We start from the raw sequence: 22,346 nt of genomic DNA, 5'->3' as shown, positions 1-22,346 counted from the left end.
CGTCCAGCGGGAGGCCCATCGCCCCCGGACCGCCCCAGGCGGCCCAGGCGTCCCAGGCGCCCCCTGCGCAGCGGATGAAGCATCCGGAACGGCCGCTGTCATATGCCTACCGGCCCGCACGTTCCGGTGCTTATGGTGTGGCTCCGGACCATCCCGGGCCCAGCGCCCTCCCGGCTCCCCACGGGAGGGCTGCCGTGCGTCCGCGCGCGGGCCGGCCCCCGCAGGGCCCCTACGCGTCCGGCCCCGCCACGGTGAACGCGACTCCGCGCACCGGCGCCCCACGCACCGGCGTCAACGCCGACCGGGACTCCACGCCCCTGCCGCGCCCCGGCGCGGCCCCGCCCTCACGCTTCGCCGTCCGGCGCGTCTGCCCACACCGCCGGCCCGCCGCCGCGCCACAGGACCGGCGGCCAGTCCTCCTCGTCGGGCCAGCCGGCCCGCCGCAGGAACTCGACCACGTCGGACATGCCGTGGGCCACGCCGAGCGTCGAATCGGTGCCGTGGACGCGTGCGGTCACCCGCCGGCCGCCGCCGGGGGCGACGGGGTGGACGGTGACCTGTATCTGGTCGGCCATGCCACCAAGCATCCGCCGCTCGCGGCCCACGCGCCCGCCCCGACGCCCACCCCTCCCCACCTCTGCACTTAATGAAAGACGAAAGAAAAGGCGTCAACCTCCTTGACCGCTCGATCGCGTTACGGGCAAGGTCTGGAGAGCGCTCTCCCGTTTCATGTTCGTTAAAGGAGCACCAATGCCTGCTACCGGCATACCTGTCGACGCGTCGCCCCGCAGACGACGTCCCGTCTCCCCCCGGAGGGGGATCGCCGGGGCGGTCACGACCGCCCTCTTCGGCAGCCTGCTCGCGCTGGCACCCTCGTCCCCCGCCGCCTCGGCCGAGCCGGCCCCGGTCTCCCAGGGCAAGGCGGTCACGGCCTCCAGCCAGGAGCACTACGGCACCCCCGCGGCCGACGCCGTGGACGGCAACGACGGCTCGCGCTGGTCCAGCGCCGCCTCCGACGCCCAGTGGCTGCAGGTGGACCTCGGCGCCGCGACCGAGCTGAGCAAGGTCGTCCTGCAGTGGGAGGCCGCCTACGCCAAGGCCTACCGGATCGAGCTCTCGGTCAACGGCACCGACTGGTCCACCGCCCACTCCACGACCACCGGCGCCGGCGGCACCGAAACCGTGAACATCACCGGGACCGCCCGCTACGTCCGCATGCAGGGCGTCACCAGGGCCACCGGCTACGGCTACTCGCTCTGGGAGTTCAAGGTGTTCGCAGGCACCGGCGGCGACGGCGGCGGCCCGACCCTCCCGGGCGGCGGCGACCTGGGGCCGAACGTACACATCGTCGACCCCTCCACGCCCGGCATCCAGGCCAAGCTGGACCAGGTCTTCCAGGAGCAGGAGTCGGCGCAGTTCGGCACCGGCCGGCACGCCTTCCTCCTCAAGCCGGGCACGTACAACAACATCAACGCCCAGATCGGCTTCTACACCCAGATCGCCGGCCTCGGCCTGCGCCCGGGCGACACCACCATCAACGGTGACGTGACGGTCGACGCGGGCTGGTTCAACGGCAACGCGACCCAGAACTTCTGGCGCGGTGCGGAGGGCCTGACCCTCAACCCGGTCAGCGGCACCAACCGATGGGCGGTCTCGCAGGCGTCCTCCTTCCGCCGCATGCACGTCAAGGGCGCGCTCAACCTGGCGCCGAACGGCTACGGCTGGGCCAGCGGCGGCTACATCGCCGACTCCAAGGTCGACGGCCAGGTCGGCAACTACTCCCAGCAGCAGTGGTACACCCGGGACAGCTCCATCGGCGGCTGGTCCAACAGCGTGTGGAACCAGACCTTCTCCGGCGTCGAGGGCGCTCCGGCCAACGGATTCCCCGAGCCCCGTTACACCACGCTCGACACCACGCCCGTCTCCCGCGAGAAGCCCTACCTCTACGTCGACGGCGCCGAGTACAAGGTGTTCGCACCGGCCAAGCGCACCAACGCGCGCGGCACCAGCTGGGCCAACGGCACCCCGCAGGGCGAGTCCGTCCCGCTCAGCCGGTTCTACGTGGTCAAGCCCGGCACCACGGCCGCCACGATCAACCGGGCGCTGACCCAGGGCCTGCACCTGCTGTTCACGCCCGGCATTTACCACGTCGACCAGACCATCAACGTGAACCGCGCGAACACCATCGTGCTCGGCCTCGGCCTCGCCACGATCATCCCGGACAACGGGGTGACCGCGATGAAGGTCGCCGACGTGGACGGCGTCCGTCTCGCCGGCTTCCTGATCGATGCCGGACCGGTCAACTCGCCGACCCTGCTGGAGCTCGGACCGCAGAACTCCTCCGCCGACCACGCCGCCAACCCCACCACCGTGCAGGACGTCTACGTCCGCGTGGGCGGAGCGGGCGCCGGCAAGGCGACCACCAGCGTGGTCGTCAACAGCGACGACGCCATCGTCGACCACACCTGGGTGTGGCGCGCCGACCACGGCGAGGGCGTGGGCTGGGAGACCAACCGCGCCGACTACGGGGTGCGGGTGAACGGTGACGACGTCCTGGCCACGGGCCTGTTCGTCGAGCACTTCAACAAGTACGACGTGGAGTGGTTCGGCGAGCGCGGGAAGACGGTCTTCTACCAGAACGAGAAGGCCTACGACGCCCCCAACCAGGCAGCCATCCAGAACGGCAGCACCCGCGGCTACGCCGCCTACCGGGTCGACGACTCCGTCAACACCCACGAAGCCTGGGGCCTGGGCTCCTACAGCAACTACAACGTCGATCCGACGATCATCCAGGACCACGGCTTCAAGGCCCCCGTCAAGCCGGGGGTCAAGTTCCACAGCCTCCTGACGGTGTCGCTCGGCGGCAACGGCCACTACGCGCACGTCATCAACGACACCGGGGCGTCCACGGTCCCGGCAGGCACCTCGACGGTTCCCTCGACGGTGGTCTCGTACCCCTGAGCCCCCCTGCCTCCCCGCCGGTTCCACCCACCCGACGGAACCGGCCCACAACACCCCGGGCCCGGTTTCCGCCCTGCCGCCGCGGCCCGGGGGCACCACCCGCTCGACCGGTCTCCGCCGACCCGCCGGAGCCGCGCTGAACTCCCCTGGGCCGGGTGAACCGCCCTCCGCGCCCCGGCCCAGGGGCACTCCCCCGCAATTGACACCAGGAGCCGCCATGTTCCCCCCTCCCACCATCAGAAGCAGTCCCCGCCGCACGCGCGGCGCGGCCGCCCTCGTCACCTTGGGCGCACTCTTCGCGTCCTCGCTCACCCTGGCCGGCGCCCCCACCGCGGTCGCGGCGGAAACCCTGCTCTCCCAGGGCAAGCCGGCCACCGCCTCCTCCCAGGAGGGCGAGGGCTATTCCGCGGCCGCCGCGTTCGACGGGAACCTCACCGGCACCCGCTGGGCCAGCCAGTGGCGCGACGCCGAGTGGATCCAGGTCGACCTCGGGGCGAGCCGCAGCCTCAGCCGGGTGGTCCTCACGTGGGAGGGCGCGTTCGGCAAGAACTACGAGATCCAGGTCTCGGACGACGGGACGAACTGGCGCACCGCCAAGTCCGTCACCGGCAGCGACGGCGGCACCGACGAGATCGCCATCTCCGGCAGCGGCCGCTACGTACGGATGAACGGCCTGGTCCGCTCCGGCGGTTACGGCTACTCCCTCTGGGAGTTCCAGGTCTACGGCACCACCTCGGTGGAGCCCCCGCCCCAGGGCGCCGTGCGCGTGGCCGGCTCCCAGGGCAACTGGCAGCTGACCGTCGGCGGACAGCCGTACACGGTCAAGGGCCTCACCTGGGGCCCGTCCTTCGCGGACGCCCCGAAGTACATGCCCGACGTGAAGTCCATGGGCGTCAACACCATCCGCACCTGGGGCACGGACGCGTCGAGCAAGCCGCTGCTCGACACGGCCGCGGCGAACGGCGTCCGGGTCATCAACGGGTTCTGGCTGCAGCCCGGCGGCGGCCCCGGCTCGGGCGGCTGCGTCAACTACGTGACCGACGCCGCGTACAAGAGCACCATGCTGACCGAGTTCGCGAAGTGGGTGGACACCTACAAGTCGCACCCGGCCACGCTGATGTGGAACGTCGGCAACGAGTCCGTCCTCGGCCTGCAGAACTGCTACAGCGGCACCGAACTGGAGGCGCAGCGCAACGCCTACGCCACGTTCGTGAACGACGTCGCCAAGAAGATCCACACCATCGACCCGGACCACCCGGTCACCTCGACCGACGCCTGGACGGGCGCGTGGCCGTACTACAAGCGCAACTCCCCGGACCTCGACCTGTATTCGATGAACTCCTACGGAGACATCTGCGGGGTGAAGCAGGACTGGGTGTCCGGCGGCTACAACAAGCCCTACATCATCACCGAGACGGGCCCGGCCGGCGAGTGGGAGGTGCCGAACGACGCGAACGGCATCCCCGACCAGAAGACCGATGTCCAGACCGCCGAGGGCTACACCACGGCTTGGAACTGCATCACCGGTCACCAGGGCGTGGCGCTGGGTGCCACGATGTTCCACTACGGCATCGAGCACGACTTCGGCGGCATCTGGTTCAACCTGCTGCCCGACGGGCTCAAGAGGCTCTCGTACTACGCGGTGAAGAAGGCGTACACCGGGTCGACCGCGGGCGACAACACGCCGCCGGTCATCAGCAACATGGTCGTCGACAAGGCCTCCAACGCCCCGGCCGGCGGTGAGTTCACCGTCCGCGCCAACATCACGGACCCGCAGAACGACCCCCTGACGTACAAGGTCTTCCTCAGCGGCAACTACGCGAACGGCGACAAGCGCCTGGTCGAGGCGCAGTGGCGCGCGACGGGCAACGGAACCTTCGCCGTCACCGCTCCCGAGAAGCTGGGCGTGTGGAAGGTGTACGTCCAGGCCGAGGACGGCCGCGGCAACGCGGGCATCGAGACCGAGTCCGTCAAGGTGGTCGCCCCGCCCGTGAGCGGTACGAACCTGGCGCTCAACAAGCCCACCACCGCCTCCTCCTCGCAGGCCTCCTACGGCGACTGCCCCTGCCCGGCCGGCAACGCCACCGACGGCAACACCGGCACCCGCTGGGCCAGCGACTGGAGCGACCCCCAGTGGATCGGTGTCGACCTCGGAGCCTCCAAGGCGATCCGCACCCTGCAGCTGGTGTGGAACCCCGCCTACGCCAAGTCCTACGAGGTGCAGCTCTCCGACGACGGCACCAACTGGCGCACCGTGCACACCACCACGACCGGCAACGGTGACATCGACACGATCAACGTGTCGGCGAACGCCCGCCACGTGCGACTGAACCTGACCGCGCGCGGCACCGCCTGGGGTTACTCCCTCCACGAGTTCGGCGTCTACAGCTGACCCGATGACGGCGCGGCACTGAACGCGGAGTACCGGCCGCCCTGACCCGGTCGGCCCTCCGTACGGGCCCGGCCCTCCCCGCCTGAACAACGGGGAGGGCCGGGTCTTCTCCTTTTGCCGGGGACGGGGACCGGGGGGACTTGACGGTGCACGCGGTGTGCACCAAAGCTTGGAGAGCGCTCTCCCTAAGCGGGGGGGTCGGACGACCTGAATGGGGTGGGGATGGCCGAGGACGGGGTGGGGATGCGCGAGGACGGGGTGGGGATGCGCGAGGACGGGGTGGGGATCAGCGAGGACACGCTCGATCGACTGCTGGAGAAGCTCGATCTGGTGCAGAAGGTACGACTGCTGTCGGGGGCCACGACCTGGCGCACGGCCGGCGAACAGGCCGTCGGCCTGCGCGAGATGGTGACCTCGGACGGCCCCGCCGGGGTGCGGGGAGAGGCCTGGGACGAGCGGCTCACCTCCGCGCTGCTGCCCTCGGCTTCCGCGATCGGCGCGCTGTGGGACGAGGACCTCGTCGAGCGGCTGGGGGGTCTGCTCGCCTCGGAGGCGGTCCGCAAGGGCGTGGACGTCGTCCTGGCACCCACGCTGAACCTGCACCGCACTCCGCTGGGCGGCCGGCACTTCGAGTGCTTCTCGGAGGATCCCGTCCTGACGGGCCGTACGGGAGCGGCCCTGATCCGGGGCATCCAGGGGGCGGGGGTGGCGGCCACGGCCAAGCACTACGTGGCGAACGACTCCGAGACCGGACGGATGCACGTGGACGTACGGGTGTCCGAGCGGGTGCTGCACGAGGTGTACCTGGCTCCGTTCGAGGCGGCCGTCGAGGCGGGCGTCTGGCTGGTGATGGCCGGCTACAACGGCGTGAACGGCGCCACCATGACCGCCAGTCCGCTGCTCGCGCAGCCCCTCAAGGGCGACTGGGGCTTCGACGGGGTGGTGGTCTCCGACTGGGGCGCCCTGCGTTCGGCCCGGGAGCCGGCTCTCGCCGCGCTCGACCTGGCGATGCCGGGACCACAGGGCCCCTGGGAGGCCTCCCTCGTCCGGGCCGTGCGGGACGGCCACGTCCCCGAGGCGGCCGTGGACGAGAAGGTGCGGCGCCTGCTGCGGCTGGCCGGACGCGTGGGGGCGCTCGAACCGGGCCGGCGCCCGCGCACCGCGGCGTACGGGCCGGACGACACGCGGACGCTGCTGCGCCGCACCGTGGCCGCCGGATGCGTCCTGCTCACCAACCGCGAGGTGCTCCCGCTCGACCCGGGATCCCTGGCGAAGGTCGCCGTCATCGGCGTGCACGCCGCCTCCCCGCGGGTGCAGGGCGGAGGCAGCGCGGGGGTCTTCCCCTCGCGCGTGGTCACCCCCCTCGACGGGATCCGCGCCCGGCTGGACGGCCTGGTCGAGGTCGTGCACGTACCGGGTCCGGGACTGGGCGTTCCCCCGGCGCCCCTCGCCGCCGACTGGTGCGCCGACCCGCGATCGGGAGAGCCGGGCGTACTGCTGCGCGTCCTGGACGAAGCCGGACGTGAACTCCACGCGGAACACCGGTTCTCCGGGACCCAGTTGGAGCCACCCGTGGGTCCCGAGGCGCGGACCGTGGAGATCAGCGCGCTCCTGCGGCCGCCGACGACCGGCGAATGGACCTTCGGCATCGCCGGCTTCGGCCGCATGAGCCTCACCCTCGGCGAACGGACCGTTCTGGAGGGCGCGTTCCCGTGCACCACCGACGACCCGGCCATCGTCCATGTGAACCCGCCCCTGCACACGGTGCGGGCGGCCCTGGACACGACGCGGCCCGTTCTCCTGACGGCCCGGCGCGAACTGGTCCCCGGAGCCGGGCGCGCCACGATCGTCGCGGCGGCGCCGCCGGAGCCCGAGGCGGCGGCCGCGCTCGCCGAAGCGGTTCGGGCGGCCCGCGACGCGGACGCCGTCGTCGTGGTCGTCGGCACCACCGAACACACCGAGACCGAGGGCCACGACCGGGGCGGGCTCTCCCTGGGCGGCCACCAGGACGCGCTGGTCCGCGCCGTGGCGGCCGTCAACCGGCGCACGATCGCCGTGGTCAACAGCGGCGGCCCGGTCGAACTGCCCTGGCGCGACGAGGTGGGCGCCGCTCTCCTCACCTGGTTCCCCGGACAGGAGGCCGGAACCGGGCTCGCCGACCTCCTCTTCGGGGACGCCGAGCCGGGCGGCCGCCTCCCCACCACCTGGGCCGCCGCGCTGACCGACGCACCCGTCACCCACGCGCAGCCGGACGACGGCAGGCTCGCGTACGACGAAGGCGTGCACATCGGCCACCGGGCCTGGCTGCTCACCGGCCGGGAGCCCGCCTACTGGTTCGGCCACGGCCTGGGGTACACCACCTGGGAGTACGGGACGGTCCGGGCCCCGGCCGATGTGGCGGAAGGGTCCCCGTTCACGGTCCGCGTCCCCGTCCGCAACACGGGCACCCGGCCCGGCCGCGAGGTCGTGCAGGTGTACCTCGCCCGTCCGGACTCCACCGTCGAGCGGCCCGTCCGCTGGTTCGCCGGCTACGCCGCGGTCCACGCGGAGCCCGGCACCTCGGCCACCGCCGTCGTGGAGATCCCGGCGCGGGCCCTACGGCACTGGTCGCGGACCGAGGGTGCCTGGCGCACGGAACCCGGGACCTTCGACATCCATGTCGGCCGCTCGGCCGGCGATGCCGCGTGGAGCGGGGCGGTGGAGGTGCGGGGAGCCGGGTGACCTCCGGTGTTGTCGGTGGCGGCCCTTAGGGTGCGTTCAACACGGCGGGCCATGAAACGCCGTTCGGGAGCCCCGCACACGCCCGGGCCCCGAGGGGCTGATCCACCCCACCGCCGCCACCCTTCGGAGAGGAACCCATGAACCATCTCGATGTCCTCCGGCTGCTCGGCTCACCCACTCCCGAGCCTCCGGCGGGCGATGGATACGGGCAGGTCGTGCCCGAGGACTTCGAGCTGCTGGTCAACGCCCTGCCGCGGGGCGTGATCGCGGGTTCCGCAAGGCTCACTCACTCCGAACTTCCCGTGCGTTCCCTGACGGAGTTCGCCTCGGATGCGGCGCTGCGCCTCGGGGACATCCGGTATTACCTGCGCTCGCGCGAACAAAAGCTTCCGCAGTCCCTCTTCCCCGAGCCCGGCGGACTGGTCCCGTGGGGCAGCACCGCAGATGACGGCGTGCTGCTCTGGGACACCACCGCCCCCGGCACCGCGGAATGGACGACCGTCCTCACGGATTCCGATTTCCAGTTCTGGCTGGAACTCCCCTTCACCACATCGGAGTTCATCGCACGAGAAGTGACGGGGCGCGCCGAGGGGACTCCCGCGTTCGAGACGGACGCGCAATACAGGGCAGGTTCGTGGCACAGGCTCAAGGACGCCAAGCGGGCGACGGCCAGGGCCCTGGCGGACCGGGACATCGCCGCGTTGGACGAAGTCCTCGTCAAGCTGCGGAGCCTCGGCGTCCCGGGCATCCGGCAGTACGCGAGGGAGCTGGTGGACCGGGCTCGGAACGAGTCGCCCACCGCCCTCCCGGAGGACTACCTGGCGATCATGAGCGAATTCCCCGGCGGGATCATCGCGGGCGCCCGGGTGTTCCCCGTCGCGGGGACCATCTGGCTGGACGAGGAGCGTCAGTTCCTGCAGTGGGGCGAGGTGGAGGGCAGGCTCATCGGCTGGCTCACCATGAAGAGCGACCCCCAGGACTGGCGCATCGCCTACATCGAACCGGACGGCAGCTCCCTGACGCACCTCGAGGAGCAGACCTTCGCCACCTTCCTGCGACGTCGGCTGCACGGCAACAACTCCCTGTTCTGACGGGGGTTGCGGACCGGGGACCTTCGCACCCTCACGACCCGACCGGGTCCTGCCCGGAGTCGGCGTGGGCCTCGCGCGCCGCCAGCTGGCCCTGGACGAACGCGTCCGTACCGGGCGAGTACGGGCCGCCGTGGTCGAAGAGCAGCTCCGTGATGCGCCGCCATTCCGCGACGGCGGCGCGGGTGGCGGCGTCGGCGAGCTCCAGATCACCCCCGGCCCCCTCGGCGGCGGCCGCCTCCGCGGCTTCGAGCGCCGACTCGGCGTCGTGGTGGGCAAGGCCGGTGGCCCGCTCCCGTACGTCGGCGCGAGCCGCACGCTCCGCGTCGGAGGGGGTGTGCGGCTCGTTCGCCGGGTCCTCGGTCATCGTGGTTCCGCCTCTGTTTCGTGTGCCGAAACGGCCATGCAGGTCACCCTTGACACAATCCGCGGTTTCAAACCTCCCCTGGCGCACGCCGGCCGCGCCTCGGCCCGCTGTTTCCCAGCACCGGGCCGGCCCCACACGCGCCCGATACGCTCAGGCGATCGGGGGGACGGGCACCGCGATCCGCCCCCGGCAGCGGAATGACGTTCCAAGAAGGGGACCTACTGGTGGCGGCGCTTTCAGAGATACAAGCCCTGCTGGGTGAACCGAAGTTCACCTGGCCCGAACCGGCACCATGGATCGAACTGGAGCGGGAACTCGGCATCGAGTTCCCTGCGGACTTCCGCGAGATCGTGGACGCCTACGGTTCGGTCTCGATCAACGGGCAGCTGTATCTGAAGCACCCCGCCGGCCATCTTCTGCACAACCTGGGAAGGAGCATCAGGCTGGATCTCGAGTTCTGGAGCGAGGAGGACATGGCCGAGTTCCTGCCCGGTCCGGTGGGGGCGAACCCCGGCGAGCTGATGCCGGTGGCGACGGCCACGACGGGGGAAATGATCTTCCTTCGTGTTCCTGATGAAACATCGTCGCCGTGGCGCGTCCTGGTGCAAGAGATGGACAGTCCGTCGTGGACTCTCTACGAGATGACGTTCAGCGAGTGGCTGCTGGCTTATCTCGGGGGCAGAGACGTGACGCTGTGTTCTCGCAACCTCGCACCTGACCGGCCGTTCTGGGAGTTCCTGCCCTGATCGTGAATCGCTCCGGACCGGGGCCTACGGCCGGCGAGTGCCGGTCAGCCGTCGAGCGCCGGGATGACCTGCTGTCCGTAGGCGTCGATGACGGCCTCCCGGGCATCGTGCATGTTGTAGAGCGCGAACTGGTCCACGCCCAGGTCGCGCAGGTCGCGGAGCTTCTCGATGTGGGCCTCGGCCGGGCCGAGCAGGCAGAAGCGGTCGACGATCTCGTCCGGGACGAAGTCGGCGGAGGGGTTGCCGCTGCGGCCGTGGTGGCTGTAGTCGTAGCCCTGGCGGGACTTGACGTACTCGGTCAGCTCGTCCGGGACCATCGAGGAGTGCTCGCCGTAGCGGGAGACCAGGTCGGCGACGTGGTTGCCGACCATCCCGCCGAACCAGCGGCACTGGTCCCGGGCGTGCGCCAGGTCGTCCCCCACGTACGCCGGGGCCGCCACGCAGATGGTGATCGAGCCGGGGTCGCGGCCGGCCTCCACGGCGGCCTGGCGGACCGCCTTGATCATCCACTCGGTGAGGTAGAGGTCGGCGAGCTGGAGGATGGACCCGTCCGCCTTCTGCCCGGCCAGGGCCAGCGCCTTCGGGCCGTAGGCAGCCATCCACACCGGCAACTTTCCGTGCATCCGCTGGGTGTTGGCCAGGATCTGGCTGTAGATGACGAACGGCTCCTGCCAGAGCACTGCGGAGTCGAAGGTCCAGCCGTAGCGGAATCCGTTGCGCTCGCCGCGCTTCATGAGGCTGACGACCTGGGAGGCGGGCGGATCGGTTTGCAGGACGAGGCCGAAGTCCATGGCTGGCTGCTCCTTGCTGCGTGCGGTGCTTACAGGTACTGGCAGGTGGAGCGGGGGATGAAGGAACCGTGACCGGCGCGGCCGGTGAACTCCCACCGATCGATGACGAGTTCGCCGCGCGAGAGGACCGTGTCGACGCGTCCGGTGATCGGCGCCAGGGCCTGTCGACCAGGACATCGATCGCGATGCAGTTCTCGGCGTGCATCATGATCAGCCCGCCGTTGCCCGAGGCCCGCTGCATCGCGCGCAGGATCTGGCCGTCGTCGCTGTAGAAGACCCCCGGGTAGGCCATGAACAGCTTGACTGAATGGAGAACCCTAAAAAGCCGTGCAGTTGGGTGTTACGAGACGGCAGAGCAGGGGCGGGCGCGATGACCGCCGCTCGGCGGCGGGACGCTCTCCAGGTCCCCCTTCGTCAGAAGGCTCAGCTACGAGTTCGTACTGGAGGCAGCGCTCAGGATGGTCAGATCCTGGCAGGTCCCAGGCCAGCCGCATCCTCACGGTCGCTCCGCTCCCGAGCCTCCGCCTCTTCGCGGTCGGCAGACTCACGGCGTACGCAGTCGTCGATGCGCCGGACGAGCAGTACGGCCTCCGACTCCTCGGCCAGGTCGCGCGCCCGCTGGAAGAGGGTCTGGGCATGCCGGGGATCACCGGCCGCGGAGTAGGCCACCGCCAAGTCGGTCAACGCCGCCGCCAGCTCGGTCCTGGCTTCGCCCTCCTCAAGGAGGACCACGGCTCTTTCCAGGGGAGCCACCCGCTGCCGGGCGGGAAGGCATGCCGCCATCGCCCGCCAGGCCATGCCCAGAGGCCGTGGCGCTCCCCATCGCGTGGCTACGTCCAATGCCTCCTCGGCCAGCGCCCGGGCCCCGTCCTGCTGGCCGAGCGCGGCCAGCTCCAGCGCAGCCGAGCTGCGCCACGGCTGGAAGCCCGGGGTTTCGATGTTCCAGGCGGCCAACCGACGGCCGCAGTCCAGGAAGTGCGCGGCCGCTTGTTGCGCGTTCCCCTGCGCGGAACGCAGCAGGCCGCGTACGTACAGCACGGTGATCCACGGCCAGGTCTCCGGCTCCGCGTGCTGGTGCGTGCTGTCCAGCCACTGCTCGGCCTCGTCGGTGCGGCCCAGGCCGATCAGGGCGTGCGCGTAGAGGCCCACCATCGCGGCGGGACGCCGTACGTTCTGGTCGAGTGGTACCGACGTCAGCAGTCGGCACTCGGCCAGGGCCAGTCGGTAGTCGCCCCGGCGCAGGGCGACTTCCGCCCGGTTCATCACCCTGCTGAGATCGACGGCGGCGAAGTCGTGGTCGTTCGGCTGGTCACACAAGTGCTCCACCAGGGTGTAGTCATCGCACCACACCGCCAGGGCGGCCCGCATACCGACCAGTTGACGGGGCAGCTGCGCGGAGTCGGAGACGCTTCGGGCGGTGGGGCATCGTTCGAGTGCCTCCTTCGCGCTGTAGCGCAACCTGATCGCGTCGTCGTAGAGCACCAGAGCCTTGGCCACCACCTCGTCGGCCGCGCACGTGGGCGGGGTCGCGGCGACCTTTCGGATCAGCGTGTGCCACGTGCCCGGCGTAAGGGAGAAGATCATCCACCCGGCCGCGCGGACGGCTCGCGCGGCGCCCGGATCGACGGCTTCGGTCTCGGCGACCACCGTGTCCATGAGTGAGATGGCGGCGGTCGTCCGTCCCTGGGACACCAGCACCCAGGCCAGGGGAACCACCGCGGTCGGTGCCTGTCCGAGGTCTCGCTGGAGCCGCAGCGCCTCTTGGAGGTGGATGCAAGCCGCGTTCGGGTTGGTCTGCAGTTCGGCCTGCCCGAGGCGCAGGAGCACGGCGGCGCGTTCGTCTGGTTCGGTGACGCGCAAGGCGGCCTCCAGGTAGCCGATCGCCGGTGCGGCGGCTCCTTCGCGCAGGCATTCGTTCGCCGCGTCGATGAGGACGGTCGCCCAGCGCGCCCATTGCGCCCCGGCCAGTTCGCCCAGGTGATCGGCTACTTCGCGGACCGGCCGCAGCGCCATCTGGGCACACTCCGCCGCCGCGACCCTGATGGAGGTCTTCTCCACGGACGAACAGCCGTTGAAGAGCGCCGAAGCGATGAGCGGGTGTCGCAGCCGTGGAGGCTCCGCCGAGGCCAGGATGCCGCGACGGGTCAGATCGGCACAGCGTCGGCGCGTCTCCTCGACCGGCTGCGCGCAGACCGCCGCCAGCAGAACGGCCGACGGGGCGTGCTCGGCGAGGACGGCCAGCGCCCTGACGAGTCGCGCGTCCACCGGATCTTGGCGGTGCAGCAGACAGGACAGCGCGCGCGTGAAGTGGTCGGGTATGAGGTCCCCGGGCAGGCCGTCCTGGTGGTGGAGCCCCTTGAGGTCTGCGAGCAGGGCGTGCACCAGCACCGGAACGCCACCAGTGACCTGATGGACAACGGTGGCCAGCGGTACGGAATCCGGCGCGGCCAGAACCCGCCCGGCGAGTGCGACGATCGCCGGCACGTCGAGCGGTCCCAGTGAGACGGCAAGTGCGGAGCGGGCTTCCAGCTCGGCGTGCCATTCGGCCGTGGAAGCATCGTGATGGGTTCCGGGCGCGACCTGTACCCACAGGACCGGCTGGTGTCGCAGGCGCTGGGCCAGGATCACCAGCGCCTGCCGGGAGCCGTCGTCGGCGTCGCCCGCGTCGTCGGCGAGCAGGACGAGCGGGCGGCCGGCGTCGGCCAGCTCGCGGCAGGCCCAGTCGGCCAGGGTGCGGGCGTCGGCCTCGGACGCCGGGGCGGGCTGCGAGAAGGACCCCAGTGCCTCGCGCAGACCGCTGACGAGGGCAGGTTCGACTCCGCCTGTCAGCGGCAGCCTTCGGCTGGAGGGCAGTTGACGGCCCACCTCGCGCAGCAGCAGCGACTTGCCCATGCCAGGACCTCCCGAGATAACCACGAGTCCGCCCTGCCCGGACGACAGCTCTCCGGCAAGTCCGGTGATCTGGTGGAGTTCCCTTTCCCTGCCCACCATCGGGAAGCCGACGACGTGCCCCGGAGCGGATGCGACGGGGACGGGCAGCTCGGCGGCGGGAGCCAGGGCGGCCGGTAGCGGGCCGAGCGGGGTCGACGGGGGCTCACCGGCGAGTACACGGGCGTGCAAGGCGCGGAGTTCGCTGCCGGGTTCCACACCCAGCTCGTCCACCAGGATTTCCCTGGCCCGGGTGTACGCCTGGAGCGCTTCGGATGGCCGACCACCGGCATGGAGCGCCTGCATCAGCAACGCGTGCAAGCGCTCCCGCAGGGGATGTTCGGCGGTGAACGTCCTGAGCTGGTCGATCACCTGCCCGGCGCGTCCACCCATGACCGCGGCCTCGAGTGCGTCCTCGACCACCACCAGTCGGCGTGCGAGCAGGGCGGTGCGCTGGTGTTCGGCGTAGGGGCCCGGAACCCCGGCCAGGGGCTCACTGGAGAACAGCGCGAGGGCTCGCGTGTAGGACGCGTCGGCGGCCTGCCACTGCTGACGGGCCCGGGCCCGTTCCGCGTCACCGACCAGACGGTCGAACACGGCGAGGTCGAGCTGTTCGTCGGCGATGCGGAGCTGGTAGCCGCCATGGCCGTACAGCAGGAAGACGGGTGGGGCTCCGGCGGGACGGGGAGGTTCCAGCACGCCCCGCAGCGCGGATACGTGGGTCTGGATCACCTTGGTCGCGCCGGCCGGGGCGTCCTCCTCGTACAACGCGTCGACCAGGGTGTTCATGGACACCCACTGGCGGCGACGGAGGGCCAGAGCGCACAGCAGAGCCCGTCGCTGGGGAGGGCCGAGCGCTATGGCGTGCTCGCCACGGGTTGCCGTCACGCCGTTGAGCAGCGCGAACTGCACCACATGATGCGAATTGCCAGCAGACATCCCGTTTATCCCCGTGTTGTCCCGTGACGCAGAACCGGACATGTCTGCCCCGGCATGGTATGTCATGAGCATTTACCCCCTGTTGCACGTTCGTTGTACGAGCCGACCAAAGTGGTCAACACAAGCGGAGTGCGGCTCCCTTCCGCTGCGACAAGGAGCGGTGACGTACGCAGCACCCACAGCGGCGCTGATCACCAGCACCGGCGGCAGGGCGCACACCTCTCCACCCGGTCCCGGCCGACGTCAGCATCCGGAACGACCGCACCGTGCGGCTTATTCCTGCCCGACCTCTCCGCATTCCCCCGCACATCAATCCCGCTCACGCCCATCCGTTATTCATGTAGGAATTAAATGAGTCTTGACATCAATGTCGCGGTCATCTATTACTCGGCCACCGGCAGCATTCACAAGCTCGCGGCGGCCGCCGCCGATACCGCGGAACAGCTCGGTGCGCGCGTCCGATTGCGCAAGGTGCGGGAATTGGCTCCGCAGCAGGCGATCGCGTCCAACAGCCAGTGGTCGGCGCACCACGCCGAGACCGGGCACGTCATCGAGGCCGCCGTCGACGACCTGGACTGGGCCGATGTGATCCTCCTGGGAAGCCCGACCCGCTTCGGCCTCCCGGCCGCCCAGTTGAAGCAGTTCATCGACACCGCGGGTGGACTGTGGGCCCGCGGCGGCCTGGTCAACAAGGTCACCTCGTCGTTCACGTCGACCGGTTCGGCACACGGCGGCCAGGAGACCACGATCCTGGCAATGAACAACACGTTCTACCACTGGGGGTCGATCATCGTCGCGCCCGGCTACGCCGACCCCGTGCAGCACATATCCGGAAACCCGTACGGGACCAGCCACATTTCGGACAACGGAAAAATTCCGCCCGGCGAAACCCAGCTCTCCGCCATCTCATTCCAGACCCGTCGCGCGGTCGAAATCGCGTCCGCCCTGAAAATCGGCCTCGCCGCTTCCTGACCGGCAATTCTTCGGAGTGAACCTGTGGAAAAGATGAGTTACGACCACATAGTCGTCGGCGCCGGCTCCGCGGGGGCGGTGATCGCCCGGCGGCTGGTGGACGCCGGTCGCAGCGTCCTGCTCCTGGAGGCCGGGCCGGTGGACGACACCGAGGCGATCCACGACCCGACGGGCTCCGTCCGGCTGTGGAACAGTGCCTGGGACTGGGCCTTCCAGACCGAGCCGCAGACGCACGCCGACGGTCGGCGACTGCCGTGGCCGCGCGGCAGGACGTTGGGCGGTTCGAGTTCCTTCAACGGCATGATCTACGTGCGCGGGGCCGCGGCCGACTACGACGCGTGGGCCTACCAGGGCGCGGCGGGCTGGGCCTGGAAGGACGTCGAACCCTACTTCCGGCGGATGGAGGACTTCGACGGTGGCGCCACGGGCGGGCGCGGCGTCGGTGGCCCGCTGCACGTCCAGCGCAACCCGGGCCCGGACGACCTGGTCCGGGCGTGGGTGGAGGCCGGACAGGAGTACGGCCTGCCGTACAACGAGGACTACAACAGCGGCGACCAGCTGGGCGTGAGCTACACGCAGCACACCATCAAGGACCGCCGCAGGCAGTCGACCTGGGTCGCGTACGGGCGGGAAGTCCAGGACAACCCGCTGCTCACCGTCGTCACCGGCGCTCTGGTCACCCGGATCGTCCTGGAGGGCGAGCGTGCGGTCGGCGTCGCCTACCAGTTGGACGGGCAGGAGACAGTGGCCCGCAGCGGAGCGGACATCGTGCTGTCCGGCGGTGTCTTCGGCACCCCTCAGCTGCTGCTCCTGTCGGGGATCGGCCCTGCCGACCACCTGCGCTCGCACGGCCTGCGCGTCCGCGCCGACCTGCCGGGGGTCGGACAGAACCTGCAGGACCACTGGTCGGCCCCGCTGGTCTGGAAGTCCGCACGGCCGCTCCCCGCTTGGGCCGCGCAGGGTCTGGAGGCTCAGTACTTCGCCACCAGCCGGCCCGGTCTGGTCGCCCCGGACGTCCAGCCCCTCTTCCTGTCGTTCGTCTACCCCGTCCCGGGCGCGGACCTGCCGGAGCACGGCTTCTCCGCGGTGGGCCAGTTGCTGCACCCCTTCAGCCGCGGCGAAGTGCGATTGCGCTCCACCGACCCGACCGCGCCGCTGGTCCTGGACCCGAAGGCGTTCTCCGACCCCCGCGACCTGGAGACCCTGGTCGACAACCTGGAAGCCCTGCGCGACATCGCCGCGCAGAGTGCCCTCAAGGCGTGGAACGACGGCGAAGCCCTGCCCGGACCGGGTACCGCCACCCGCGCTCAGCTGCGCGACCACGTACGCGCCACCGTGGTCTCCGGGCACCACCAGATCGGTACCGCGCGCATGGGCATGGATGCCATGGCCGTCGTCGACCCCGAGCTGAGGGTGCACGGGATCGCCAACCTGCGCGTCGCCGACGCCTCGGTCATGCCCCACGAGACCAGCGGCAACACCAACGCCCCGAGCATCATGATCGGCGAGAAGGCCTCCGACCTCCTGCTCGGCCTCGGCAGCGCGTCGTAGTCCTCCCACCGCCACGAACGGAAACCACCACATGCCCACCTCAGTCACCGCCGCCGTCTCTCGCGCGGCCGACGGGGAGTTCCGGATCGAAGTACTGGAACTCGACGACCCACGCCCGGACGAGGTCCTGGTCCGCTACACGGCCGTCGGACTGTGCCACACGGACCTGGAGGCGGCCGCCGGACGCCTGCCCACCCCGCTCCCGGTGGTCCTCGGCCACGAGGGCTCCGGCACCGTCGAGGCCGTCGGCTCTGCGGTCACCGGATTCGCGCCGGGCGACCGCGTCGTCCTCAGCCTGGATTCGTGCGGCGCCTGCCGTAGCTGCCTGGCCGGGCAGCCCGCGTACTGCGAGCAGCACATCCCGCTCAACTTCGCCTCCAGCCGGACGGACGGCTCGGTCGGTCTGCGGGACACGGCCGGGAAGGGGGTCCACGACCACTTCTTCGGCCAGTCCTCCTTCGCCTCACACGGCCTCGCGCATCCTCGTGGCCTGGTCAAGGTCCCTGACGATCTGCCGCCGACCACGCTGGCGCCCCTCGGCTGCGGCATCATCACCGGCGCCGGCGCCGTGCTCAACTCCCTCGCGGTACGGGCGGGCAGCACCGTGGCGGTCTTCGGCCTCGGCGCCGTGGGTCTGGCGGCCGTCATGGCCGCCGCCGCCTCCGGTGCGACCCGGATCATCGCGGTCGACCGCGTGCCCGGACGCCTCGGTCTCGCCGGGGAACTGGGCGCCACCGATGTGGTCGACGCCTCGGCCGTCGACACGGCGCGGGCCGTCATGGAGCTGACCGGGGGACGCGGGGTGGACCACAGCGTCGAGTCCACCGGCGCCGTTCCCGTGATGAACACGGCCATAGGCGTCCTCGCCCCGCTCGGATCGGCAGCCGTTCTCGGCGTCGCGGGGCTCGATGCGGAGCTCAAGGCCAACGCCTTCGAACTGCTCAAGGGCCGCAGCGTCACCGGATCCGTCATGGGCCACCAGGCCCCCGGCGTCCTGATCCCACGCCTGCTGGACCTCCACCACCAGGGCCGCTTCCCCCTGGACCGTCTGGTCACCACGTACCCGTTGGCCGACATCAACCGCGCCGTCGCGGACGTCAGGGCGGGCCGCACCGTGAAGGCCGTCCTCACCCACGACGCGTGAACGGCGTCCGCCTCCGCGCGGACTCCCCCACCGAGTGGTTCTCCCGCACCCTGCGTGCTCGGGACCCGCAAGCCGCCAGCGGTGGAACCAAGGCCCTTGGCCCGCCCACTGGCGGCCCCTCGGGTGCGCCCATGTGCACCCGTACGTCTCCACCTCAACGCGCCACTTCTTACGGAGCAGTTCCATGACGCACCCGAAAATCCCCCGCCCCGCCGCCCTCCGCGCCACAGCACTCGCCGCGGCAGCCACCCTGGGCGTACTCGCCCCCTCCGCGGCGGCGGCACCCCAGCAGGGCCCCGCGGCGCAGGCCGGCGCCAAGCCGACCGTCGTTCTCGTCCACGGCGCCTTCGCCGACGCCTCTGGCTGGAACGCCACCGTCACCCGCCTGCGCTGCGCCGGGTACCCGGTGGTGGCTCTCGCGAACCCACTGCGCGGCCTCGACTACGACGCCGCCTACATCGCGAGCCAGCTCAAGGCGGTCAAGGGCCCCAAGATCGTGGTCGGCCACTCCTACGGCGGCGCCGTCATCACCAACGCCGCCGCGGGCGTGCCCGACGTCAGGGCACTTGTCTACATCGCCGCCTTCATCCCCGACAAGGACGAGGCACTCGGCGCGCTGATGGAGCAGCACCCGGACTCCACCATCCCGCCCCTGCCGAGGCAGACCTTCTCCTACACCCGTCCCGACTCGACCACCGGGACCGACGTCTTCCTCGACCCGGCGAAATTCCGGTCGGCCTTCGCCGCCGACGTACCCGCCGAGGAGGCCGCCCTCATGGCCGCCTCCCAGCGTCCCATCTCCGTGGAGGCCTTCGGCCAGCCCACCAAGCAGGCCGCGTGGAAGAACCTGCCCTCTTGGGCCCTGGTCGCCACTCAGGACCAGGCCATCGGCGCGAGCCTGGAACGCTTCATGGCCAAGCGGGCCGGTGCCCGGATCACCGAGGTCCGGGGTTCCCACGCCGTCATGGTCAGCAACCCCGACGCCGTGAGCCGCATCATCAAGCAGGCGGACCAGGGCACCCGCTGAATCGGCGGCCCCGGCCGCTGAACGACAGACCCGCCCCGGCTCCCCGCCCCTCGCCCGGCGTCCCCCTCACCTGGCGGACGCCGGGCGAGGGGCGCTCGCGCGCCCAGGTGAAAGCCCGTCCGGGAAATCCGACGACCACCGACCGTATGGAAGGCCTCGCTCCCATGCCCCAGACACCACCTCACAGCGCCGTCGAGCGTACGTTGCCGTCAGAGGCTTCAGGCGGGTTCTGCCGCGAGATCACCGAGTTCGGCAGCCCTGTACTCCACCAGCGCTGCGCCGACGTCACCGACTTCGGTACCAAGGAACTGGCCCAGCTCCTCAAGGACATGTTCTTCACGATGCACGTGGCCCACGGCGTCGGACTGGCCGCGAACCAAATCGGCCTGGACCTGAGGCTGTTCGTCTACGACTGCCCCGGCGGGCGCGGCGAGCGCCACATCGGGCACATCCTCAATCCCGAGCTCCACGTCACCGGAGAAGACCGGATCACCCGCCGCGAAGGGTGCCTGTCCGTCCCCGGCGCCGCCCGGGAGCTGACCCGTCCGGCGAGCGTCACCGTGCACGGCCAGGACTGGCGGGGGAAGCCCGTCACCGTGTCCGGCACCGGCCTCTTCGCCCGCTGTCTCCAGCACGAAACCGACCACACCGACGGCGTCCTGTACCTCGACCGGCTCGCGCCCGAGGAGAGGGAGCGGTCCCTGTCGCAGATGCGCGACAACCGGGCCGGCGTCCTGGCCGAGCGCGCCGAGCGGGCCCGCTCGCTGACCCCTTCGTGAACCCGAGGAAACGGAAACCGCCGTGCCGCAACCAGCCCGCCACACTACACCGGACGCCGTGGCCGACAGCCCGGCCCCCGTCGAACCACCTGCTACCGCCCCTCTCCGACGGAGGGTTGAGCTGCGTGGGCTGCACCGCGCCTCTCCGGGCACGTTCCTCATCGCGTTCGCCGTCATCCATCTCACCGCCGTGTGGACACCCATCGGTCAGGCAGCGGAGAACTCACTCGTGCGCGGCTACGCCGACGGTGCCCGGATCTCCGCGCTGGCCTGGTCCTGGGGCCCGCCTCCCCTCACGGGGGAATGGGCGACCCTGATCGCGGGCACGGCGCTGATCGCCGTGGTCGCCGCGGTGCACCGACGCCCACGGGAGGGATGCGCGGCTCTCACCACGGTGCTGGTCGCGCTCGCCGTCACGGAGTTCCTGAGCAAGGTCGTCCTCATCCGCCCCGATCTCGTCTCCGCACCGCAACCGCTGCTCGCGCCGAGCTTTCCCAGCGGTCACGTCGCCATCGTCGCGGCACTGTCACTCGGTTGCGCCCTCGTCTCCTCCGCACGCTCCCGCCCGTACGTCGCCGCCGTCGGCGCCCTGTGGACCGCGGTCATCGCGGGTGGTGTTCAGTCGCTCTACTGGCACCGGCCCAGCGACGTGCTCGGCGCGACGCTCCTCGCTTGTGCCTGCTACGGCATCGCGGTCCGTCTCCTGAATCCCGCGAGCGTGCCGGAAGCCTCGCGGCCGCGCGCTCTGGTCCCGCTGGCCGTCGCCGCGGCCGGTGCGCTGCTGGCCGGCTCCCGCGACGACGCCCTGGGACGCCCACTGGTGTTCGCCGCCGCCGCCTTTGCCTGCGCAGTCCTCGTCTGGGCGACCGTCTTCGCCGCCCCGTCCACGGCCCCTGTAGCGCGCGCGAGGCGGCGCTGAGCGCGTACGGCCGTCTGCACGGCGAAGGCCGGTGGAGATCCGTGGGATCTCCACCGGCCACGGGGGAACGTAATGCGGCCGCCGACGCGGTTCTAGGAGGCCCGACGCCGACGCGCCGCCTCGTATGCCGTGCTGCGGTCCTTCGACAACTGGTCCTGCGGGGCCTCGATGCCCTGCGGCAGCCTCAGTGGGTCGAACTCCGGTTCCGTGGAGGGTACGTGGGACCGCGTGAGGGTGAGAGTGCCGAGCGAGACCGTCTCGGTACCGGTCCACAGCCGGGTCGGGTCATGAACCTCGTCCGCCGCGCCCGGGAGGTGGGCCGTCAGCTCGAAACCGGCCGGAAGGCGGTCGGTGAGGTCCCGCGTGAGGTAGTCGCCCGGCAGGGTCCGGGCCAGCGCCGGGTCCAGGGACGGCAGCGGGCGCAGCGGGCGCAGGCTCAGCCGTGCCCAGCGGGTGGTGCCCGCCGTGTCCACCAGCCCGAAGGCGTGCACCGCGTGGTACGTGACTCCGGTGAAACTCGCGGCGGGCCGGGCCTTCCCCGCGAGGCCCAGCGCGGTGGCGGCCTCCGGGTGGCCGCGCAGGAACGCAGGAAAGACGGCCGGGTCATCGGACCGGGTGGCCCGGAAGAAGTCGATCAGGTCCGGTCCGGTCCGGACGAAGAAGACCGGCAGCGTGAAGGTGACGAGGTCCAGGTCCCCGACACGGATCGCGAGGCCCTGGTCACCCGGGTCGCCGTCGTGCCCGCCGGAGCCGCCCAGCGTGGTGGAGAAGCGGGCCGTCACCGGCGTGCGGGGGGCGGAGAAGACCCCGGCCGTGCTGATTCCGGCGGCGTGGGGGGACGGGGTGAAGGCACCTTTCACCCAGACGCCACGGGCGTGCAGAAGCCTCCGCCCGGGCTCCTCGCCGGCGGCCGCTGCCAGTTGTTCCACGAGGTGGGTGCCTTCGGCCTGCGTATTGCTGTTCATGACAACGACCGTAGGGACAGGACTCCGGCCGGCGCATCGGTCACCGTATCGGTCGC

16 protein-coding genes and 1 pseudogene are annotated in these 22,346 nt (G+C 71.0%); 11 read left to right on the top strand and 6 right to left on the bottom strand.

From position 1 onward, the window contains the following. Window positions 1-344 precede the first annotated feature (344 nt). Window positions 345-575 carry a hypothetical protein gene (locus tag ACIQV3_RS23245; protein ID WP_403714658.1) on the bottom strand — a complete coding sequence of 77 codons (231 nt, stop codon included), beginning with the start codon at window positions 573-575 and terminating at the stop codon, window positions 345-347. Window positions 576-750: 175 nt separating this feature from the next. On the opposite strand from ACIQV3_RS23245, the gene ACIQV3_RS23240 reads away from it, so the two are divergent. From ACIQV3_RS23240 to ACIQV3_RS23225, 4 genes are all read left to right on the top strand, one after another. Continuing rightward, window positions 751-2,961, top strand: coding sequence for a discoidin domain-containing protein (locus ACIQV3_RS23240; protein ID WP_403714657.1), 2,211 nt, complete (start codon window positions 751-753; stop codon window positions 2,959-2,961). Between the two features lie 217 nt (window positions 2,962-3,178). Then, window positions 3,179-5,353 (top strand): discoidin domain-containing protein, encoded by a 2,175-nt coding sequence (locus ACIQV3_RS23235; protein ID WP_403714655.1) that lies wholly within the window; start codon window positions 3,179-3,181, stop codon window positions 5,351-5,353. A 264-nt stretch (window positions 5,354-5,617) separates the two neighbouring features. Further along, window positions 5,618-8,074 (top strand): glycoside hydrolase family 3 C-terminal domain-containing protein, encoded by a 2,457-nt coding sequence (locus ACIQV3_RS23230; protein ID WP_403714953.1) that lies wholly within the window; start codon window positions 5,618-5,620, stop codon window positions 8,072-8,074. 137 nt (window positions 8,075-8,211) lie between these two features. Further along, on the top strand, window positions 8,212-9,165 hold the full coding sequence (locus tag ACIQV3_RS23225) for a hypothetical protein (RefSeq protein WP_403714653.1): 954 nt from the start codon (window positions 8,212-8,214) through the stop codon (window positions 9,163-9,165). Window positions 9,166-9,196: 31 nt separating this feature from the next. Here ACIQV3_RS23225 and ACIQV3_RS23220 read toward each other — a convergent pair whose 3' ends face one another. Next, window positions 9,197-9,529, bottom strand: coding sequence for a hypothetical protein (locus tag ACIQV3_RS23220; protein WP_403714651.1), 333 nt, complete (start codon window positions 9,527-9,529; stop codon window positions 9,197-9,199). A gap of 224 nt (window positions 9,530-9,753) precedes the next feature. Here ACIQV3_RS23220 and ACIQV3_RS23215 point away from each other — a divergent pair, with 224 nt between their 5' ends. Next, on the top strand, window positions 9,754-10,275 hold the full coding sequence (locus tag ACIQV3_RS23215) for an SMI1/KNR4 family protein (protein ID WP_403714649.1): 522 nt from the start codon (window positions 9,754-9,756) through the stop codon (window positions 10,273-10,275). 44 nt (window positions 10,276-10,319) lie between these two features. Here the strand turns inward: ACIQV3_RS23215 and ACIQV3_RS23210 are convergent, their stop codons facing one another. The 3 genes and pseudogenes from ACIQV3_RS23210 to ACIQV3_RS23200 form a co-directional block, all read right to left on the bottom strand. Continuing rightward, on the bottom strand, window positions 10,320-11,066 hold the full coding sequence (locus ACIQV3_RS23210; protein WP_403714647.1) for a TIGR03842 family LLM class F420-dependent oxidoreductase: 747 nt from the start codon (window positions 11,064-11,066) through the stop codon (window positions 10,320-10,322). A 160-nt stretch (window positions 11,067-11,226) separates the two neighbouring features. After that, window positions 11,227-11,373, bottom strand: a pseudogene (locus ACIQV3_RS23205) (dihydropyrimidinase); the annotation flags it as partial. A 155-nt stretch (window positions 11,374-11,528) separates the two neighbouring features. Further along, the gene (locus ACIQV3_RS23200; protein ID WP_403714644.1) at window positions 11,529-14,933 is read right to left on the bottom strand and encodes a BTAD domain-containing putative transcriptional regulator; all 3,405 of its coding nucleotides are present in this window, start codon (window positions 14,931-14,933) and stop codon (window positions 11,529-11,531) included. Window positions 14,934-15,284: 351 nt separating this feature from the next. Here ACIQV3_RS23200 and wrbA point away from each other — a divergent pair, with 351 nt between their 5' ends. The 6 genes from wrbA to ACIQV3_RS23170 all read left to right on the top strand — a co-directional run bounded on the left by wrbA (window position 15,285) and on the right by ACIQV3_RS23170 (window position 21,325). After that, window positions 15,285-15,905: an NAD(P)H:quinone oxidoreductase gene (gene wrbA, locus ACIQV3_RS23195; RefSeq protein ID WP_403714642.1), complete on the top strand. Its 621-nt coding sequence runs from the start codon at window positions 15,285-15,287 to the stop codon at window positions 15,903-15,905. A gap of 33 nt (window positions 15,906-15,938) precedes the next feature. Beyond that, window positions 15,939-17,456 carry a GMC family oxidoreductase gene (locus ACIQV3_RS23190; protein WP_403714951.1) on the top strand — a complete coding sequence of 506 codons (1,518 nt, stop codon included), beginning with the start codon at window positions 15,939-15,941 and terminating at the stop codon, window positions 17,454-17,456. Window positions 17,457-17,487: 31 nt separating this feature from the next. After that, a complete protein-coding gene (locus ACIQV3_RS23185; protein ID WP_403714640.1) occupies window positions 17,488-18,600 on the top strand; it encodes an NAD(P)-dependent alcohol dehydrogenase in 1,113 nt (370 codons plus the stop codon). 184 nt (window positions 18,601-18,784) lie between these two features. After that, window positions 18,785-19,627 carry an alpha/beta fold hydrolase gene (locus ACIQV3_RS23180; protein ID WP_403714638.1) on the top strand — a complete coding sequence of 281 codons (843 nt, stop codon included), beginning with the start codon at window positions 18,785-18,787 and terminating at the stop codon, window positions 19,625-19,627. A gap of 164 nt (window positions 19,628-19,791) precedes the next feature. Then, window positions 19,792-20,406, top strand: a complete 615-nt coding sequence (def, locus tag ACIQV3_RS23175) for a peptide deformylase (RefSeq protein ID WP_403714636.1) — start codon at window positions 19,792-19,794, stop codon at window positions 20,404-20,406. A gap of 190 nt (window positions 20,407-20,596) precedes the next feature. After that, on the top strand, window positions 20,597-21,325 hold the full coding sequence (locus ACIQV3_RS23170; protein ID WP_403714634.1) for a phosphatase PAP2 family protein: 729 nt from the start codon (window positions 20,597-20,599) through the stop codon (window positions 21,323-21,325). 92 nt (window positions 21,326-21,417) lie between these two features. Here ACIQV3_RS23170 and ACIQV3_RS23165 read toward each other — a convergent pair whose 3' ends face one another. Then, on the bottom strand, window positions 21,418-22,290 hold the full coding sequence (locus ACIQV3_RS23165) for a catalase (RefSeq protein WP_403714632.1): 873 nt from the start codon (window positions 22,288-22,290) through the stop codon (window positions 21,418-21,420). Between the last annotated feature and the right edge of the window lie 56 nt (window positions 22,291-22,346).

Source organism: Streptomyces sp. NPDC099050 (assembly GCF_044759865.1).
GTDB lineage: Bacteria > Actinomycetota > Actinomycetes > Streptomycetales > Streptomycetaceae > Streptomyces.
This window is presented reverse-complemented; position numbering and strand designations above follow the sequence as displayed.

Coding starts and splice junctions, on each gene's coding strand:
- ACIQV3_RS23230 (WP_403714953.1), top strand. CDS start 5,618: ATGCGCGAGGACGGGGTGGGGATCAGCGAGGACACGCTCGATCGACTG.
- ACIQV3_RS23190 (WP_403714951.1), top strand. CDS start 15,939: ATGAGTTACGACCACATAGTCGTCGGCGCCGGCTCCGCGGGGGCGGTG.
- ACIQV3_RS23200 (WP_403714644.1), bottom strand. CDS start 14,933: ATGTCTGCTGGCAATTCGCATCATGTGGTGCAGTTCGCGCTGCTCAAC.
- ACIQV3_RS23210 (WP_403714647.1), bottom strand. CDS start 11,066: ATGGACTTCGGCCTCGTCCTGCAAACCGATCCGCCCGCCTCCCAGGTC.
- ACIQV3_RS23185 (WP_403714640.1), top strand. CDS start 17,488: ATGCCCACCTCAGTCACCGCCGCCGTCTCTCGCGCGGCCGACGGGGAG.
- wrbA (WP_403714642.1), top strand. CDS start 15,285: ATGAGTCTTGACATCAATGTCGCGGTCATCTATTACTCGGCCACCGGC.
- ACIQV3_RS23165 (WP_403714632.1), bottom strand. CDS start 22,290: ATGAACAGCAATACGCAGGCCGAAGGCACCCACCTCGTGGAACAACTG.
- ACIQV3_RS23235 (WP_403714655.1), top strand. CDS start 3,179: ATGTTCCCCCCTCCCACCATCAGAAGCAGTCCCCGCCGCACGCGCGGC.
- def (WP_403714636.1), top strand. CDS start 19,792: ATGCCCCAGACACCACCTCACAGCGCCGTCGAGCGTACGTTGCCGTCA.
- ACIQV3_RS23245 (WP_403714658.1), bottom strand. CDS start 575: ATGGCCGACCAGATACAGGTCACCGTCCACCCCGTCGCCCCCGGCGGC.
- ACIQV3_RS23240 (WP_403714657.1), top strand. CDS start 751: ATGCCTGCTACCGGCATACCTGTCGACGCGTCGCCCCGCAGACGACGT.
- ACIQV3_RS23220 (WP_403714651.1), bottom strand. CDS start 9,529: ATGACCGAGGACCCGGCGAACGAGCCGCACACCCCCTCCGACGCGGAG.
- ACIQV3_RS23225 (WP_403714653.1), top strand. CDS start 8,212: ATGAACCATCTCGATGTCCTCCGGCTGCTCGGCTCACCCACTCCCGAG.
- ACIQV3_RS23180 (WP_403714638.1), top strand. CDS start 18,785: ATGACGCACCCGAAAATCCCCCGCCCCGCCGCCCTCCGCGCCACAGCA.